The sequence below is a fragment of the Lentisphaera araneosa HTCC2155 genome, assembly GCF_000170755.1.
Lineage (GTDB): Bacteria > Verrucomicrobiota > Lentisphaeria > Lentisphaerales > Lentisphaeraceae > Lentisphaera > Lentisphaera araneosa.
Window position 1 is genome coordinate 37,268 of the sequence record NZ_ABCK01000026.1, and the last position, 18,842, is coordinate 56,109.

Annotated in this window: 10 protein-coding genes and 1 pseudogene; 5 read left to right on the plus strand and 6 right to left on the minus strand. The window is 44.9% G+C overall.

Annotation, left to right across the window (positions count from 1 at the left end; all coding sequences use genetic code 11):
* Window positions 1–870 precede the first annotated feature (870 nt).
* From LNTAR_RS26785 to LNTAR_RS19980, 5 genes and pseudogenes are all read right to left on the minus strand, one after another.
* Window positions 871–6,135 carry a glycosyl hydrolase family 95 catalytic domain-containing protein gene (locus LNTAR_RS26785; protein ID WP_007280572.1) on the minus strand — a complete coding sequence of 1,755 codons (5,265 nt, stop codon included), beginning with the start codon at window positions 6,133–6,135 and terminating at the stop codon, window positions 871–873.
* Window positions 6,136–6,174: 39 nt separating this feature from the next.
* Window positions 6,175–7,692, minus strand: a complete 1,518-nt coding sequence (locus LNTAR_RS19965; protein ID WP_007280573.1) for a sulfatase family protein — start codon at window positions 7,690–7,692, stop codon at window positions 6,175–6,177.
* Between the two features lie 335 nt (window positions 7,693–8,027).
* Window positions 8,028–9,902: pseudogene (locus LNTAR_RS19970) on the minus strand (sulfatase).
* 14 nt (window positions 9,903–9,916) lie between these two features.
* Entirely contained in the window at window positions 9,917–10,744 is an 828-nt protein-coding gene (locus LNTAR_RS19975; RefSeq protein WP_007280576.1) for an endonuclease/exonuclease/phosphatase family protein, read from the minus strand.
* A 17-nt stretch (window positions 10,745–10,761) separates the two neighbouring features.
* Window positions 10,762–11,709: a metallophosphoesterase family protein gene (locus LNTAR_RS19980; RefSeq protein WP_007280577.1), complete on the minus strand. Its 948-nt coding sequence runs from the start codon at window positions 11,707–11,709 to the stop codon at window positions 10,762–10,764.
* A gap of 304 nt (window positions 11,710–12,013) precedes the next feature.
* Between LNTAR_RS19980 and LNTAR_RS26155 the strand changes: the two genes are divergently transcribed.
* From LNTAR_RS26155 to LNTAR_RS20005, 5 genes are all read left to right on the plus strand, one after another.
* Complete coding sequence (locus tag LNTAR_RS26155) at window positions 12,014–12,757, plus strand: type II secretion system protein (RefSeq protein ID WP_007280578.1); 744 nt, start codon at window positions 12,014–12,016, stop codon at window positions 12,755–12,757.
* Window positions 12,758–12,832: 75 nt separating this feature from the next.
* A complete protein-coding gene (locus tag LNTAR_RS19990) occupies window positions 12,833–13,543 on the plus strand; it encodes a sialate O-acetylesterase (RefSeq protein WP_007280579.1) in 711 nt (236 codons plus the stop codon).
* Window positions 13,544–13,814: 271 nt separating this feature from the next.
* Complete coding sequence (locus LNTAR_RS19995; RefSeq protein ID WP_007280580.1) at window positions 13,815–14,090, plus strand: S8e ribosomal protein; 276 nt, start codon at window positions 13,815–13,817, stop codon at window positions 14,088–14,090.
* 193 nt (window positions 14,091–14,283) lie between these two features.
* Window positions 14,284–14,886, plus strand: a complete 603-nt coding sequence (locus tag LNTAR_RS20000; RefSeq protein WP_007280581.1) for an RNA polymerase sigma factor — start codon at window positions 14,284–14,286, stop codon at window positions 14,884–14,886.
* A gap of 9 nt (window positions 14,887–14,895) precedes the next feature.
* The gene (locus LNTAR_RS20005) at window positions 14,896–16,983 is read left to right on the plus strand and encodes a serine/threonine-protein kinase (protein WP_083800099.1); all 2,088 of its coding nucleotides are present in this window, start codon (window positions 14,896–14,898) and stop codon (window positions 16,981–16,983) included.
* A 219-nt stretch (window positions 16,984–17,202) separates the two neighbouring features.
* Here the strand turns inward: LNTAR_RS20005 and LNTAR_RS20015 are convergent, their stop codons facing one another.
* Window positions 17,203–18,816, minus strand: a complete 1,614-nt coding sequence (locus tag LNTAR_RS20015) for an arylsulfatase (protein WP_007280583.1) — start codon at window positions 18,814–18,816, stop codon at window positions 17,203–17,205.
* Window positions 18,817–18,842: the final 26 nt, after the last annotated feature.

Sequence of the window (18,842 nt, forward strand, 5' to 3'; positions counted from 1 at the left end):
TGCCTCACATTATGTTCTTATTTCTTGGGTACGGGTGTCCGACGCACGTTACTACCTGAAATTTGTTGAGATTTCAGTCCTGAATCAGCTTATATTTATTTTTTCACAGCCTCTTCAGTGTGCATTAAAAATGCGGACAAAAAGATCTTTTGGGATCGCCAAGCACTTGCTTGGCAAACACGGGGCTAAAAAAGGCAGGTAGTTCAAGCTTCAGCTTGTTGAAAAATGCGTCCAAAACCTTCTCCTCATTACGGTACTCTGAAGAGTGAACTACGTAGATCCTGTCGCCGTTTTTTACTAGGGTTCACTTGTGAGCCCGCTAAAATGTAGCATGATCCGTCAGGGGCATGGAAACGGTTTTTTCATTAATTTAGGGCCCAGGCTTGGGTCCGGAATAATATGCCGGACTCACAGGTGAGCCCTCCTTCGTTTAATCACGTCAGATCGTGTGGCTCACGCCACACGCTACATTATGTCGGGCTTCTAGCCCTGAATCAGCTTATGTTTTTTCCACAGTCTCTTTGTTTTTCCTAAAATGCGGGCAAAAAGGTCTCTTGGGATCGCCAAGAACCAGCTTGGAAATCGCAGACTACGTGCCCCGTAGGTGTCGGACTTTCAGCCCTCCTTCGTTTAATCACGTCAGTTCGTGTGGCTCACGCCACACGCTACATTATGTCGGGCTTCCAGCCCTGAATCAGCTTATATTTATTTTTTCATAGCCTCTTCAGTGTGCATTAAAAATGTGGACAAAAAGGTCTTTTGGGATCGCCAAGCACTTGCTTGGCAAACAGGGGGCTAAAAAAGGCACGTAGTTCAAGCTTCAGCTTGCTTAAAAAAACATATAAAACCTTCTCCTCATAACAGATAAGTTTACTTATATTCCACATTGAATTCTTGGAAAGCGCTATGCTCACCACCACCCTTGCTGCTAATTGGAGATACTTTCCACATGAGCCAACGGAATTCTCCGAGTGATTCACCATCAGTGGCTTTTAGTGAGCTGGCATTGAAGTCACTTCCCTTGAAGGCACGGGTATCAATCGTTGCTAAAGGCATCCACTTGCTGCTATCCCAGCCTGGGTCTTGATTGGCTGAACTTGCATAGAGGGTGAAGTTTTGAGCCCCACGTCTGCCCAAGCCACAAGACCAAGTGCTAATGGCTGTTAGAGTTCTCACTTTGCCGAGATCCATTTTATAGGCGGTGTTTTTTGTACCATTGGCAAAAACGGGGCCATAGCTGCGGAGAAGTTGACCATCACTTAAGCTTGTGAGGGGGGCGTTATTCGTTTTGATATTCGATGTGAGTGTGAAATGATGAGCCTTTGGGATTTGCTTAAAGCCTTCGGTGTTTTTGGAACTTTCTAAATCGATCCAAGTCTGCTTTTTGATGAGAGTTTCTTGAGCTTGTTGTTGACGTACAAATTTGATTTTGAGGGCTTTATTTCCTGCGCTCAGGTATGTTTGCAGCAGTGCTTTAATTGTGGGTGTTGCCTTGCCATTAATCTGCTGAATCACATCGCCTTCTTTGAAACCATGACGAGCCGCCTCAGAATTTTTTGGTACCTCAACTAAGATCACGCCACCAACTTCTTTACTTACGCCATAGGCGGAGAACTCTTCGCCAGTTAAGTTTTGCAGGCTCGCGCCCAAGAATACGGCTAAGGAACTTTCCGTAGGAGAAACTATTTTCTGAGGCTTTTCTTTTGTGGTAACTGTTGGAGATGAAACCTTAGGCAGTTTTGGCGTGCGAGCGATTTTTTTGAGTGAAGGTTTTTTGACTCCGAATTGATCCATGGGAAAGTTCTTGAAACCAATAGAAAAAGCGGGTGAGTCTTCTTTGACACGGAAATCCCCCTTGCTTGGATCAATAAATTGTGGATCCCCGAAGAGCGAATTTTTGTCCCAACCTAATGTTTTTGAAGTCGCTTTAACTGGAGCTTCATTGGCAACATAAAAGAAGTTTTTATCAACTTGGGCAGCATCGGCGTTAGGTCGCTTCATACGTGCGGGACGATGTCGGCCCATGAGGATATTGCCGTGAACTTCGTCCCCATTGCCTAGATACCAAACATGGGGGTGCAGACCATTATTTACCATGACATTATTCCATGCATGGCGACGGAAGCCCTCGCGTAATTTGAGACCTTTTGCAAGGAGCAAGTTATTGTAGATGTTGTAGTTGCTTGAACCATCATCGAGATCGACGTCCCAGCCGTGGTCACAGCGCCAACGGCTATTGCGAATCACAGAAGTTTTTACCGCATCGAGTAAGGCGAGTTCGGGGAGTTTTTCTGCAGGGGCATTTCTAAGGTGCCAGAAGCGATCGCGTCCCCAAGAATTGAATGAGCCATGATCATGAGTTTCTAAAACCGTGTCAAAAACGTCGCAGCCTTCGATGAGGTGTCCACCCCAGGTGCCTTCGCTTATATTTATACCTGATCGAGCGCAGTCGTAGATCGAGACATCGCGCACCGTAATGCCCTGTGCCATGGAAATTTGAACCCCAGCAGGTTGCTTTTCAACTGTTCCGATGCCATGAATGAGGCAATCTTCGACGATTGAGTCGGCGGGGTAGTTATCGGTTTTGGGGCCCGGAGTGAGATCAATTTTTGATAAGTCATTGACTTCTTTGTACTCAAAAAGCGGGTTGCGAACTGCTTTGGGGTCGCCGACAAAGCACACTCCACTAGCACCGGCATCGTGAATGTGGCAGCCTTTAACGAGCGTGCGGCGATTGTAGTTGTTAACAAAAATCGCATTGCCACCCACTTGATCGAATTCGCAATCAAGAATACTCACATCCTCGGTTCCCGTCAGTAGGAAGGCACCGCCGCGGTAGATGGCCCAATCCGAGCGCAGTAAGGGTTCTTTACAATCCATGAAAGTTCTTGCGGTGTGACGAAGCGTAAAGCCTTGGAGCTTGATATGCTTTACAGGGGCTTTTTGGCTTCCTTGGAATTCGACGAGATGACGAAGGCGTACCACCTCGAGCTTCGCCTTTGCTAAGTCCACGCCGGGAGCAGGTTTGTAGTAGAGTGTGGAGGTCTTGGCATTGTGGAACCATTCGCCTGGCGCATCGAGTTCCTCGAAAATATTCTCAACCATGCGGTAGTTCTTGTGCATACCCATCTGACGATTGTTCTGCCAGCCGCCTTCATAGGTCACTTCACCCTTAGCATCTTTGCCTGTGATACGGTAGTGATAACCGCCCCAGCGGTGAACGTGCATGGCGTGAATATAGCCACCTGCAGGATCGGCCCACTTGCTAGCACGCTCCTTTGAAAAGGCATCGGCACTATAGCCCTGGTAGGCATCCGTCTTCTTTTTGGCATCATAGTTTGGGTAACGCGCCATGCGCTGAGCCTTGCCATTGATGAATACCTGATCAATGGCTAAACTCTCGGGAGTTTGAGCCTGAAAGATGCCGTCTTTAAAGGCCGTCCATTTGAGATCGAGTTTGACGCCGCCACTCAGGATCGCACCACCTTCATTTTCGGCGCGGTAAACAATGGGGAACTCGGCCGTTCCTGAATCCTTGGAAAAAAAAACCAAAGTCTCGGGCAAGTAATAAATGCCGTCGGCAAGCTGTATGCTGACGGCTTGTTTCCCGGCATAGCTGCGAGCGAGGTCGCGAGCTTTGGCGAGTGATGCAAGGGCTTTGTCTTTGCTCGTGCCTTCGAAAGTGTCATTGCCTTGTGGACTGACAAATAATTCGATTTGATTGCTGCTTGCGCTCAGGTCTTGATCAAATTTCACTTGGTAAGTTTCGCCAAGTTTTGTCGTGAAGTTAATTTGGTCTTCACTCACTTTAGTAAGTGTCAACCGCTTGCCTTGACTATCAGAGATCATTGCATTGCCGATTCCAGGATAGGATAGGCTACATTGACCGCCACTTCTGGATTCAATTGAAAATTCACTTGCTCTGACCTTGTTCCATTTTGCGGAAATCGCAAAATTACCACGCGCCACTAAGCCATCAAAATGGCCATCTTCCCAAGCTTTTGGTAGGGCAGGGAGAATTTTTATCGTATCCTCATGGCTCTGCAGAAGCATTTCAGCGACGCCCGCCATAGTGCCGAGGCTACCATCGATTTGGAAAGGGGGATGAAGGGTCCAAAGATTTTGCACGGTGCGTTCTTTAATAAAGCGTTGGTAGACTTTGTGGGCTTTCTCGCCTTCACCGAGGCGAGCACGACTATTCATGCGATGTGCCAGTGCCCAGCCCGTAGTTTTATCGCCACGTAGGTCCAAGGTTTTACTTGCTGCCTGCAACCAGTCTGATTTCTGACTGATGAGTGTGCCCGGGAAAAGGGGGCAAAGGTGCGAGATATGGCGGTGCTTTTTATCGCCAATATCACTGTAGTTATTTTCCTCGCGGTATTCTTTGATCTGGCCATCGGCACCAATGAGGATGGGGTCGAGCTTGGTAATTTGTTCGCGGATGGTATCGAGGAAGGGGTCTTCGCTACCTAGTGCGTCAGCGAGTGTGAGCGTGTCGGCAAAACTTTCCCAGACAAAGCCTTGATCGAAGGTACAACCAGCGGTGACGTAATATTTTCCACCTTTGAGTTTGCCGGGCATATTTTTGACTTGTTCCGGCTTGGCAAGCTGTTCGGGTGAGGCGGAAGGCTCGACGAGAAGTTTATCGCCATGGGGGATCAAAACTTTTGAGTAAAACTTACTCAAGGAGAGCATGGCTGGGTAGGCGACTTCTTCGAGGTATTGCTTATCCTGAGTAAAGAGATAATAATCCATCAAAAGTTTAGCGGTGAAGCCACCAGTGCCCGGACCGGAATGACCACCGGCACTAGGGATATAATAGGCATTGGCTCCCGTGCCAATAATCCAACCATTATCACCGCCTTTGGTCACTTGACTGGGGTTGTATTTTTGCACGTAGTCGGTGGCATGTTCTCGTGCGATGGGCAGGTAGGCCTTGTAAAAATTAGTGTACGATTGGAAGCACTCGGCGAGGTTGGTGCTCATCGACCCCCAGTAATTCATCTGCACATTGATGTTATGCCAAAAGCCTCCTGACCACGGCGTGTAATAATCCTGACTCCAAGCGCCTTGTAGGTTGGCGGGCAGACTCTTCTCGCGCGAACTGGAAATGAGTAGGTAACGGCCGTACTGAAACATCAGTTCTTCGAGCCAGTTATTCGTTTTACCCGCTTTATATTTTTCTAAGAGGATGTGTGTGGGGTCATTTGATGGTCTTGAATTAAGATTGACGGCAACGCGGCCAAATAAGTTCTGATAATCCTTGAGGTGTCTTTCTTTGAGCTGCTCATATCCTCTGTTTTGAGCTGCCTGAATGCGAGCCGAGACCTCATTATGAGGAAATTCTTTAGGATTGAGTTTTTTGGCTGAGGTATTGCGGAAAGTATCTTCATGGAGACGGTAATTGGTGCCAGTGGCAATGAGAATAGTGACGGCATCCGCCTTGCTGACTTCAATGCTTCCCTGTTTAGCATTAGCCTTGAGCGTGCCGCCCTCGTTTAAGACTTTGATCTGACCGTCAAAATTACAGCTGAATAAAGCAATGGAACCTTTCAGAGTGAGGAGGTCGTCTTTGGCGCTGATGGAACCGCTGCGTTCCTTGCGTTCGAGGTAGGGGATTTCGGGGCGAATCTCAAATGAAAGCGCGGCTTTCTTGTCAGCTGTAAGACGAATAACAATCACATTATCGGGGTAGGAGGCAAAATACTCACGCGTGTAGTTGACGCCACGGTAGTTATAAGCAACATGAGCAATGCCCTCGTTCAAGTTAAGTGAGCGACGGTATTTACTAAACTTATGATGTCTGAAATCAAGCTTGATTTCCGCAAAGCTAGTCAAACCACCCTTATTATATTTCCCCCTGTTATGGAGCGTCTTATCAGTAATTTGAATTCGTTCTGTATCGGTGCGCCCAAAAATATTGGCCCCAGTGTAGCCATTGCCAATAGGGTATGACCAACGCTCCCAATCTCGATCATAGGAATTGGGTCTTTTGCTGGATTTTGTTGATTCCCATTTGGTTCTGCCATTATTGGGCGGAGGATTTAATTCCCAAAGTTCGTAAGTTCTTGCTGTATTATCCCCCCAAGATGAGAAGACTAAACAGAAGCTTAGTAGCGCGATTATTTTATTCATTTTATTCCTTAGGTATTAGTTAATTACTTTTGAAATTGTTTAGCGAGTGGATTTTCCGTTTTGGATTTTCTTTAGACGGGATTCCATCTGCTGAATGCGTTCGGGAAATTTTTTATACAAATTGTTTCGCTGAGCTAGGTCAGTGGAGAGATCGAATAATAGGGCCGGACCATCAATTGAGTCGCCGTTCCAAATTTGTTTGAACCAATCGGGTTCGCTAGTAATACCCTTAGGATGGAGGTAGGCCCAATTCTCTTGGCGAAGTCCGAGTTTGCCATTGGAGGCATGGTAAACGAGTTCTTGGCGTACAGTTTGGTTTGAACGAAGTGTAGCTAGAATATCGAGGCTATCTTCTGCGATGCTGTCTTCGAGCTTGTAATCAATGATCCCCGCAATGGTGGCAAAGAGGTCAGTTTGAGAAAGTAGTGCATCAATTTCTTTTCCTCCCTTGATTTCACCTTTGGGCCAAGAGGCAATAAAGGGGACGCGGTGACCACCTTCAAGCAGGTCACGCTTTAGCCCTCGTAGAGGTCCAGAGGGATTGTGACCATGAGTTTGAATGCGTTCACGCATGAAGGGGGCAGGGCCATTATCACTAGAGATAATTAATAAGGTGTTTTCATAAACTCCAGAATTTTTGAGGGCTTTAACAACTTGTCCGATAGCCTCATCCGTTTGAATGATGAAGTCACCGTAGGGACCGGCTAAACTCTTTCCTTTATATTTGTCCAAGGGGACAATGGGAGAGTGGGGTGATGTGGGAGCGTACATGAGAAAGAAGGGCTTTTCTTTTTTACTTTCTTGATCAATAAAGTCAATAGCCTTAGCCGTGATCGTTGGCATGACTTTGTTCAATTGCCATCCTTTTTCACCTGGACCAATCCCGTGAATATAGCCACCCCTCATTGTTTGTTGCTTCATGAGTTTTCGTCCGTCAATATTAACGGGCTCGCAAGTTAAACGATCGTTTTCGATGAAGGCATAGGGAGGCATATTGGGAGCATCATCGCCAAAGTAGTAATCAAATCCAGCTCCGAGAGGACCTCCTTTTATAGGCTTGCTCCAATCAAACATCTCACAGCTTGCCGTACTCGTTCCTTTGCCAATGATGGATTCTGACGGTTTTCCCCCACCCATCCATGGCCACTCGAAACCGAGATGCCATTTGCCGATGAGTGCAGTATGATAGCCCTTTTCTTTCAGTATTTTGGGTAGTGTGACGCGATCTTTTTCAATTGCCGATTCTTTCCATGGGTTCAAGCGGCCCGCACGTAGTGATCCTCTCCAGGCATAACGTCCTGTGAGTAAGGAATAGCGACTGGGGCTACAGACGGTGCTGGGCGCGTGGGCATCGCTCGCCCAGACGCCTTCTTTGGCGAGGGCATCCATGTGCGGAGTCCGCACTTTGGATTCGGGGTTCAAGAAAGAGACGTCGCCATAGCCTAAATCATCCGTCAGAATAATGACAATATTAGGCTTTTCAGACTGTGCGTTTAACTTAGGAAGGAGGGTAAGCACGAAAGCCATACTCAAGATGATTTTTATAAATTTTTTCATATTATCCTTCTTCTATTCCAGTCATTATCGAGCTTGTACTCTCTCGAACTGCTAAACCCGATTTTTTAAAGCGTGCTGATGTTTTTTGACAAAAAATACAATGAAATTTTGAGCATTGCAGAGCAGGGACTCGATTGGCCATCTTCGACGACCGGATATGATTTATTATGGTCTCCATAACGCTATGTCGGCACTCTAAAGAGTGTACTACCTACCAAAAAAAGGAACGTAGTTTAAGCTTTTAGCCTGCGGAAAAATTTGTTATTTGGCACTCTAAAGAGTGAACTACAAACCTAAGGCACTTATCCGAGAAAGAAGTATTCTTAATACGCACTTCATTGTGATTTTGTTTTTTTCTTAGTCACTCGAAGTGCTTTGAGTGATGTAGGCTTATTGTTTGTTGGCTTATTGATCTCTGGGTAAGAGACGAGGAAATTATTTTCATCAATGAGGCTAATGACGTAATGACTTGTTCCTTTTGGAAGTGTGGCGCTTAACTTCGAGCCGGGGAGCAATTTGGCAGGCGTTCGAAACCATTCTTCTGCAGGCTCGCCACCATTAAGGGTATAGAGCAAATTGGCTCGCAGCACCCTAGCTCCATTTTCCTGATAAGTACATTCTACGATGGAGCCCTTCTGGCTATGCGAGAGAACGGTGGGAACTTTTTCTTTGTCCGGCAGATCATTTTTGTAATGGGGATTATAATAGGGATAGCTGGCCTTCATCCCCTCTAGAGTTTTAGTAAGTTTCTGATTCATTGCTTGCGCTTTTTCCGGCATGATCTTTGCCAGGTTTTTCGATTCTTCAATATCACCGCGGACTTGCTTGCCCTCGCGGGTTTCGTAGAGTTGTTAGAGCTCTAGTTCGGGTGCGTGTTTATTGTTGATGTGGTCATAATTACGGATCAGTTTATAATCGCCGATACGGATTGTACTTTCGAGTGCAACGCTATTGGGGAAATGCCAAAGCATGGTATCGCGAACGGAGCCATCCTGCTCTTGGACTAGCAATGGGTCCGCAGGATTTTTTGCGAGTAGCGTGGAAATGTCGCAGCCATCGAAGATTTTATCCTTTGGTTTCTGAGTTCCCGTCAAGGAAAGAATGGTGGGGTAAAAATCGAGTCCGTTAATCATGACATCGGATTGCTGTTTTGGAGTAATTCCAGGGCCGGTGATGATGAGTGGTACGCGGACCCCGCCCTCCATGGCCGAAATTTTGCCGCGATGCAGGGGGTAGTTATCGGTGATAATCTCGCCAGGGATTTTTTCCATGCCACCGTTATCGGAGGTAAAAATGATATAGGTGTTTTCGCTTAGCATGTGCCCCGGCCAACGCGGATCCTCGGTGGTGTCGAGATAATCGAAGAGCTTGCCGACGTAATAGTCCAGCTCCTCAACCATGGCACAGTAAAAGGGATTGGTCTGTCCCTCTCCCTTCCACTCTTTGGGATTTTCAGGTAATTCGACGCCCAGTTTATCACAATATTTTTTTAGGAGCCGTTCACTACGTGTTTGAACTGGGGTGTGAACGAGAAAAGTGGCGTAATAGAGAAAGAAGGCCTTTTCCTTGTTCTCCCGTACAAAAGTGAGGGCATCTTCGCTATTCTGGTGGGTGCAGAAGCCCTTTTCGTCAAGTCGATAGGGGTCGTCGGCTTGATTTGTGGCAAAGCCCGTTAAGCGATGAGGTTTCATGGCTTTAAGAATTCCATGGTTATTACGGCTCCAATCAAAACCGTGATCCTGTGGCTGTGGGTAGCCACCATAAACCTTAGACAAATGCCATTTGCCACTATGGCCGGTGGTGTAGCCATTGTCTCGCAGTGCTTGTGCAAGTGTGTAGGTTTCGATAGGCATACTTGATCTATACCAAGGAGGCATCATGCGATGCAGAGTCTTGTGGTAGGGAGCTGGAGGAGTTCCTCCGGAGACATGTGTTTGCTGAGCCCGCGCGGGATGGATTCCACTGAGGATCGCTGCTCGTGACGGGGCACAGCTCGGTGCGGGTGAATAGCCTTGCCAGAACTGGATACCCTTTTTTGCCAATTTATCAATGTTGGGGGTCTCCATTGGCGAGGGCGCATCGATGTCGTAGCATTTAACATCTTGCCAGCCGAGGTCGTCGGTCAAGAGCAGGATGACATTCGGTTTTTCAGGGCGACTCGCAAAGCAGCAAGTCATGATCATTATGTTAATAAGTAATAGATTATTCATATATCTTTGAATTTTTATAAGGTCTTTTTAGTTTTGAGTTCGCGGGGGAAGATGATTTCTGCCCAGATGGGTTTGTGATCCGATAGGGGCTTTTTGAGTTCGATGATGCCGCCCGCTGTTACCTTGGCTCCAGCCGAGGTCTTGCAGAGGATGTGATCGATGACCCCGAGATTCTTTTTTGGGTCGAAGGCGTTGTAGGTGTATTCCTTGGAGACGTCAATCTTTAGGTCTTTCCACGTTGCTTTGAAACCCGCTTTCTTGAAGGTATTCATGGCCGCGTCGCCAATATTGTTGTTAAAATCGCCGACGACGATCACCCTCTCCGTCGTCTCTTTCCGTAAAACTTCGCCGACAAGTTTGTAGGCATGCCCAATCTTTTCACGGTCGCGCGTACTACAGATATGAAGTGAGTAAAAGGCGATGGCAACACCATCAATCTTAGTCACCGCCCTCACTGCCGATGCAGGATTCCAGCAGCGTCTGCGGTCAACACTTAGATCATGCTCGACTTTTCTTTCTAATGGTGTCCGGCTGAGAATCGTCTTGTATTTATCCTTGTGATTGGCCGAAGATATTTTGCCCACAAAGCTGTACTTCATGCCCAGTACTTTGCCGACGCGAGCGGTCCAATCACCATCGGGAGCTTCGTCAAAACCGATGATATCCAAATTGTAGGGCTTAAACATTTCGCCAATTTGTTCGGGAGTGGCGCTTTTGCCGAATTCCACGTTATAAGAAGCAACGCGTACGGTAAGGGATTTGTCAGGCTCTGAAGCGGTGAGATTGCTTGTGAATATGCACAAGTAGGCAAAAGTAAGGGCTAATAATTTAATGGAGTTCATTCTAAGTTCCTTGGATTCTAGATGTTTTTTAAAATGAGCTGTCTTCGATCACCATGCTGCTTGTGTTTGGAGTTGATGCATTGTAACTCGAGATCAGCGGAAGTTTCTGTAAGTTTCATATCAACCCAAGCATTGGCGTGACCTTTGCCAAAGTAGTAGGCGACCGCGGGTAGATTGACGATATGGAGATGATCCTGTTGATCGTGCTGCCACTCATGAGTATGTCCATTGATGTAGGCCCTTGCGTGCTTTCGCTTAGCCAGAAGTTTCAAGAGCGCTTTGCCATCACGCAAGCCTGGGATAGGACGTACGCCACGGTTAGCATAGGGATTATAGTGACTGAAAATGAGGGCGGGCTTATCCGCACGTTGGTCGAGTTGTTGGCTGAGCCAAGCTAACTGATTTCCACCTAAGGAACGGGTTTTTGAATCCAAAAGTATGAGGTTGGCATGGGGCAGTTCAATTACATCAGCATGAATCCCCATTTGCTGCTTCTTGAGGAAGGGAAGCAATTTCCACAACTTCTCGCGATTGTCGTGATTACCAATGGTGACATGTACAGTGATGCCGGCCGCACGCAGTGGCTCAATGAGCCTGAAGAGTTCTTTGTACTCGCCTTCTTTGCCATTGCTGAGAGCGCAATCACCATTGATGATGAGATGAGCTGGGCGAGGATTGAGAGCAATAACGCTATTGGCTGCTTGAGTAAAAGCATCGGCCATGTTCACCCATTCATGATCGCCATCTTTGACTGGCGAACCCGGCCATTTGGTTCCTGGGTAGGATTGCTTGGGGTCGGCACTGATGTGAGTGTCTGAAAACAAAGCGACGCGGTTTGGGTCTAAGGGGATGCTTTCACTTTCTGCGGAGGCCAAGGCACTAGGCGCTATAAAAGCGGTGCCACCCAGAGCGATTGAATTCTTGATGAATTGACGGCGACTAATCGGTGGAAGGGTAATGGGCATTTTGAATCTCCGTGGGCTTTGAAATAGTTATATAAAGATCTTTGGAACTAATTAACCAGAGTTTGTGAAGCTTGATACTACTAAATGCAGTATGAAAGCATAATTCCACCTTTTCTCCCGCAAAAGATAGGACTTGGGTAAGCCAAGCGAACCCAGGGTTTTGACGGGAGTGAGCAAATGCCAAGCAGGTGGAAAGTACCCAGGTTTTTTTTGCAGGATACTTTTTGAGATTTTTCCAAAAAAAAACAATTTTACTGTATCAAGCTCTTATGCTGCGGGTTCACTATCATAGGAACATAAGTTTTTGAAATTTAATATTGAGGTTTCTATGAGAATTTTAGGTGGCAAAAATAATGAAAAGAAAAGAGTTATCTTAAATAAATCTTTTACTTTAATTGAATTACTCGTGGTGGTAGCGATTATCGGGATATTGGCCAGCTTACTCTTGCCCGTTTTAGGAAAAGCCCGCAAAAAAGCAAAGCAAACAGTATGCAAGAGCCAACTTAAGCAAATTCATTTGGCGATGACTATGTACGAGCTCGACAATGATCAGTTCTTACCAGAGGTTCGTGGTAATACTCCTAATGCGCATTCACGACCATGGTATTGGACTTTAGCACCTTATTTAAGCATAGACCGAGAGGAGACGGGCCCCATGCGCGAGGTTGAGGTAAGTATTGATAGCAATATCTTTAAATGTCCTAGTAATGATTCACTTAATGTCCCTGTGTATGGAACTAGTACAAATATTACTGGTTATGCAATGCCTCAATGGGCAGGTTGGGGAGGCCAAAGTGCCCTGTATTCTCCGATTAAAACCACTAATGTTTCGGAGCCTTCACATGCAATGCTTCTTGGAGAAACAGACCTTAAGTATTATTTAAATGGAGGAGATGCTAATCTGACAAATAGTCTCTATCATGATGGACTTAATAACCGTTTATTCATTGATGGGCATGTCGGGCAAGGTTTTCAAAATCAAGGTTTTATTGAAGTTCCAATAAGAACTCCATACTACTTTAGCTGGTCTAAAAATTCAGGATATTGATCAACTTAAGTTTAAGTGATTCCGCATATAATCACATCACAATTTCAAATAAATAAAATATGAAAGGTATAAAAAATGAAATCTCTCTATACAGCTATTTTCGTCGTACTAATTAGTCTATCCTCTGTTAATGCTGCCGACAAAGGTAAGCATCTTTTTATACTCTCGGGTCAGTCAAATATGAAATATATGGATCCTAATATTGCTTTTATACCAGCTGTAGAGAAAGCTTTTGGAAAAGAGAATGTTGTTGTTATTCATGATGCTCAAGGAGGGCAGCCCATACGTCGTTGGTATAAGGACTGGGAGCCTGCAAATGGAGAGAAACCCACATCAACTGGTATGCTTTATAAACGAATGATGAGGAAGATTTTACCGATTGTGAAAAAGCATAAATTTAGTTCTGTGACCTTTGTTTGGATGCAGGGAGAGGCTGATGCTCAAGCGAAGCATGGAGACGTGTATAAGAAGAGTTTGATTGGTTTAATAGAGCAACTCAGCAATGATTTAGGTCGCAAAGATCTTAATGTAGTTATTGGACGATTAAGTGATTGTGATCTAACAAATAAACGCTTTCCTCATTGGACAATGATTCGTGATATTCAAATGGAAGTAGCCGAGTCTAACCCACGTAGTGCCTGGGTAAACACAGATGATTTAAATGATGGGAAAGGGGAAAATGGCCGAAAATTGAAAAATAATCTTCACTATTCCATAGAAGGTTACAAACAATTAGGCGAGCGTTTTGCTGAAAAATCTATTGAATTAATCAAAAAACATGATTAATAAAATCCTGGATTTATTCATGCACTAGCAATGACGTAATTGTAGCCGCCCCGATGTTTTATTTTTTAATTCTAAAGAGTGAGCTACTTGCCTAGGTTGTTTTTAACTAGCGGCATTCTTGGCCTCAGCCATTTTTTCATTAGGGATCATTCTTGAGTTTTAATATAATTGTACATTAATTTCGAATTATTATACAGTGTTGTTCGGGGCTTTAAGTGGGTTTAGCAATTAATGAAGAATATTAATTATAAGTAAGCCTGAGGATCACAAGATGCTTTGCCGTGGCGGGAACCTGAAAATGGGCGCGTTAAAGCCCTCAAAAAACTCAACCCACAAATTGTCGATAATAAAAATGGTGGCCAATCGCGATTTTAGCAAATTTCCCCTCGATTCAAAAGGCTCTATCAATAAACCGTTTTATTCCCGTGATGACTTACATTTGAGTGCCGAAGGCTACCTGATTTGGGTTAAAAAACTTAAACCCATTCTTAGAGAATATGAACTTAATATTCCATATAGTGAGTTTTGGGGACAGGTTACTTTTTAAAAAGGATGAGTGTTTTTGGCTTTCCCTTGGTGATCTTTGAGATTTTGCGCGATTAGCTACAACATAAAAGCGATTTGATCAGGTATTTATCTCAGAGTTTTGGGGGCAGGGTACTAGCTAATAGTCAGTTTAACATAGTAATATTAGGACCTAAGCATTAAAGTTATGAGTCAATAATCAATGCGGGAAGTACATGTCAAAAGAATACAACACGAGACAAACGCTGTTATGTAAACTCATTGACAGCAATGATGAGAAGTCGTGGGATGATTTTGTTAAATATTATGAAGGCTACATCTATGTTGTCATCTGTAATTTCAATGTTGATGAGGATACTGCCGAAGATTTGTTGCAGGATGTGCTGTTAAAAATCTGGAAATCTTTGCCCAAATATGAGTATCGCAAAGGAGAATGTACTTTTAGAACTTGGTTATGCTTAGTGATCAAAAGCATTGTCTTTAATCACTTTCGAAAAAGATCTACAAAAAACCAAAATCAAAATATTAGTCACGAGGAATTACTCAATAACTTGGAATCCATTACTGAACCCGAAATTGACAAAATTGCCGAACTCGAATGGAAAAGCTATATCTCAAGTATGGCCTGGGAGAATATCAAAAGTGAATTTAATGCAAGTACAATTGAAGTTTTTGAACTTTCTTTAGAGCAAGATGATAATGCGCTCATCGCAAAAAAATTCGCTATTAGCGTGTCCTCCGTTCGCGTCTATAAATCTCGTGTTCGAAAAGTTTTATTAAGAGAAATGTCTCGCCTCAACGAAGAATTGGGTGGGTAAAATTTTCTTATGAGCAAAAGGGTGAAGTCATTCGACAAAAAGCTCGTCGGTTTTTTTGATGATCTTAAAGACTTAGACCCAGTCCCTCTTTTAGATATGATTTCCACCATTGAAGATCGTTATTGTGATTTTGAATACATTGATGAAGGTGGCTTGAAACTCATCCAAACTTGCAGAGATCTTCAAACGGGTCGTACTGTCGCCATGGCCAGCCTCAAGAATAAAGCCCGTGACAATCAAAAAGAAGCTTTTTTGAAAGAAGCCAGGCTCACGGCGGCCTTACAGCACCCCAATATCATTCCACTCTACGATCTGGGCCTTAAAGATAAACAGCCATGGTTCACCATGAAGCTTGTATCTGGAACCTCTTTAGAAAAGTTGATCTCGCAAGTCAAAGCAGGCGAATCTCAACAAGCCGAGGATCTCAATATCCGACTAGATATCTTTATTAAAGTTTGCGATGCCGTAGCCTACGCTCATTCACGAGGTATCCTCCACCTCGACATAAAACCCGATAATATCCAAATCAGTGAATATGGCGACGTGCTTTTATGTGACTGGGGCTTAGCCAAAGTCATGGCCGCGGAATGTGATGAAGAACTTTTAGAGTGCTACTCCTTCAACCCAAAAGATATTGATTTAACCCTCGATGGCTTAGTTAAGGGAACGCCTTGCTATATGGCACCTGAACAAACATCCCTATCCAAGTCCAAAAAGGGCATTTATACCGATATCTTTTCTTTAGGCTGCGTCTTATACAAAATCCTTACTTTCGAGAAGCCCTTTGGTGGAAGTAATGTAGCTGAAATTATGCAAAATACAGTGAGTGGAAACTACCGCAAAGCTTCCGAAATCAATAGCGATATCCCCCCTTCCTTAGAGGCTGTTTGCATAAAAGCCATGGAAGTCGACCCCGAAAAACGCTATTTAAATGTAGCTAGCCTTCAAAAAGAAATTTTAAATTATCGCAATGGCTTTGCCACCAAAGCCGAAAATGCACCCTTAATTAAAATTATAAAGCTCTGGTTAATACGCCACAAAACTTTAAGCTTTGCGGCGATTATAATCCTCGCCATTAGTCTTTTCACTTCTTGGTTTGCAGTCAATAACCTCAAGCTCGAAAAAATCAATGCCCTGCAAAAAGCCGAAAAGTCAGAACTCGAAGCATCTAAACTAAAACTCGAAAATGAATTCCACAAAAAATTCAATAAAGAGTCTGCCCCACGATTTTTTAAAAGAGCTCAAAGTGCCTTCAGTTCTTATAACTTTGAGGATGCACTCAATTTTGTCGATAGTGCGGTTCAACTCGACCCCGCTTTGATAGATGCTTGGGAACTCAAGGGGCTTCTGCATATTATTCATGAGCAATTTGGCGCAGCTCTTAAATCCCTCGAGAAGAGTCAATCAAAAGAACTTTTATATCAATTAGCAAAGGATTACTATTTGATAAAAAAGGATGATACCCAAGCTCTAAGTCTTCCGGATTTTCTGCAATTATACCAACGTTCCTTAGATCAAAAAATCTACTATTTAACTGGCGGTATTGCGCATCGCAAGTCAGAATCTAGTCTTCCTATTCAAGAGCGGATTGACTTATGTAAGCAAGTTATCCTACTGCACAATAAAAAAAATATTGACCGGCGTTTCAAGGGAAGTGTGAAAATGAACTTTCATTATGACTCCACGAGTAAACATTTAGACTTATCCAATAACCCTTGGATACGCACTGCGCTTATCCTCCAGCACTTCCCTGCCCATAGTGCCGATTTCTCTAATACAGGCATCAAAAATTTTAGTTGCTTTAAAAAACAGCCTCTACGCTCTTTAAACGTCAGTTTCAGTGCAATTGTTGGACTTAATAGCTTACATAATCTCGGTCTAATTGAGCTTAATATTTCTCACACGGGCATTTCTAACTTACATAAATTAAGAGAGATGTCACTAGGTATTTTAGACCTCAGTCATTCCGCGGTAAGAACTACTCATACTTTAAAGGAACTCACTACTCTGGAAAAAATCTTTATACATCAAGGACAATTTTCCGATATCGAAGTTCAAGAACTGAAATCAAAGTTTGAAGTCATTATAAAACCCTAAGAGTTTGGAGAGTTTTGGGTACAGGCTTTTAACCAGAGAGTTTTGGGGACAGGCTACTCTTAACCAGGCTACTCTTAACCATGGGGACAGGCTACTCTTAACCAATGCCAAGCAGGAGCTTGGCGAACCCAGGTTTTTTGCAGTTTTTGCGGACAGGATACTTTTAAGCTGTCCCCATTTTCTTCAACAATTTATTTTTAATTTTTTTACAAACTAAGGTCACTCCTTAGGCGCGACCTTTAGGACCTCGCCTGCAGGAGTTGGTTCGGTTCGTCCTCTGTAGGCGGTGTTTGCCCCGGTTGAACGTTGCATGCTTTTCATGGATATTGCTTTGTCCCGTTTCGCAGATGTCTGCTTCTTGCTCTCGCCCGGGTTCACATACCACTCACTGTCGATATGGGCTTCGGTAAAGATCTGCCTGATTCTGTCGATGAGCTCCGGATTGCTTTTTGCTAGATCATTCTTGCACGCAAAGTCCTCAGTGATATCATATAGCTCTATCGGTTTGGAAGGGTGATCCCGGTATGCCCACCACTGATTCAAGCGAATACTTTGAGCATGCCGTGACATGGTTCCATTCTCCCAATAGAGATATTGATGTGTCTCTTGTTCATCCGGTTTGCCGAGCAGTATCGGGGCGAAGCTGATCCCATCGTTTTTCGGGGGAGTGATACTTGCTAGGTCGGCTAGCGTTGCCAATACGTCATACAGGGCGCAGATGTGGTCATTTTCTCCTGCCTTAATCTTGTCCTTCCAATAGACGAAGAAAGGAACTCGCACGCCGCCTTCATGGGTGGAGGTGAATTTCCCTTTCGGCCATGGACCTTTGTTTTTGAACAGATAATCATCCTCATTTCGAGATCTACCGAAGTATCCCCACTGGCTGTATCCATTGTCACCGGCGAAGAAGATTATAGTGTTATCCAGGATCTCAAGCTGCTCCATAAGGTCAAGCATCCTTCCAACGCCGCGGTCGAGGTGGCCGAGCATGGCTGCCCATTCCTTGTGTTTCAGGTCCCAAGGCTTGTCTTTGTAGGCTCCAAGATCGGGTGTGATGCACGGGCCGTGGGGAAGTTGGGTTGCGTAATAGAGGAAGAAAGGTTTGTCCCGGTTCTTTTTAATAAAGGAAAGAGCCTCATCCTGAAATAGGTCTTCGGAATATTTTGCCGCAGCGGCGACCGGGACACCGTCGGGGACGAGGTTCCCGTTCTCGTCATATACGTTCTTCACGTCGTCGAGTCGATCTACCGGACGCCCATTGTAGGTGCTAACACGCTTCATGTTGAATCCGTAATTCTCAGGAATCGGCTCGGGCTTCCCGTTTCTCATCAGGTAGTGAGGGAAGAAGCCATGAGCCCGTGCCTGATCGTAGTATCCGTACGAAAAGTCGAATCCCTGCTTGTCAGGAGCTCCCTCGGTGCCGGGCAAACCAATGCCCCACTTGCCGATAAAACCTGTGGTGTACCCGGCCCCTTTGAGCACCTCGGCCACCGTGATATCCTCACTCAAGAGGTGATCCTGTCCCCGGACTGAACTATTTGCTCTAATGCGGCAATGTCCCATGTGCATTCCGGTCATCAGGCTTCCCCGGGATGGCGCACATTCCGACGAACCGCTATATGCCTGAGTGAAGCGGATGCCGTTCATCGCCAGCTGGTCGAGATTGGGAGTCCGAAACTGCTCTTGTCCGTAGCTGCTCAAATCGCGGTATGACAGGTCGTCTGAGAAAATGAATAGGATGTTTGGCTTGGCCATGTGCCCTTGCCCGAACACTGCAGAGCCCGTCATGGCCGCGACGACAAATAAATACTTTAGAGATGATATTTTTTTCATAATTATTTACTTTTATTATATATGGT

Excerpts from the sequence above, each read along its gene's own strand:
- LNTAR_RS26785 (WP_007280572.1), bottom strand. The coding sequence starts at position 6,135 with ATGAATAAAATAATCGCGCTACTAAGCTTCTGTTTAGTCTTCTCATCT.
- LNTAR_RS19965 (WP_007280573.1), bottom strand. The coding sequence starts at position 7,692 with ATGAAAAAATTTATAAAAATCATCTTGAGTATGGCTTTCGTGCTTACC.
- LNTAR_RS19975 (WP_007280576.1), bottom strand. The coding sequence starts at position 10,744 with ATGAACTCCATTAAATTATTAGCCCTTACTTTTGCCTACTTGTGCATA.
- LNTAR_RS19980 (WP_007280577.1), bottom strand. The coding sequence starts at position 11,709 with ATGCCCATTACCCTTCCACCGATTAGTCGCCGTCAATTCATCAAGAAT.
- LNTAR_RS19990 (WP_007280579.1), top strand. The coding sequence starts at position 12,833 with ATGAAATCTCTCTATACAGCTATTTTCGTCGTACTAATTAGTCTATCC.
- LNTAR_RS19995 (WP_007280580.1), top strand. The coding sequence starts at position 13,815 with ATGCTTTGCCGTGGCGGGAACCTGAAAATGGGCGCGTTAAAGCCCTCA.
- LNTAR_RS20000 (WP_007280581.1), top strand. The coding sequence starts at position 14,284 with ATGTCAAAAGAATACAACACGAGACAAACGCTGTTATGTAAACTCATT.
- LNTAR_RS20005 (WP_083800099.1), top strand. The coding sequence starts at position 14,896 with ATGAGCAAAAGGGTGAAGTCATTCGACAAAAAGCTCGTCGGTTTTTTT.
- LNTAR_RS20015 (WP_007280583.1), bottom strand. The coding sequence starts at position 18,816 with ATGAAAAAAATATCATCTCTAAAGTATTTATTTGTCGTCGCGGCCATG.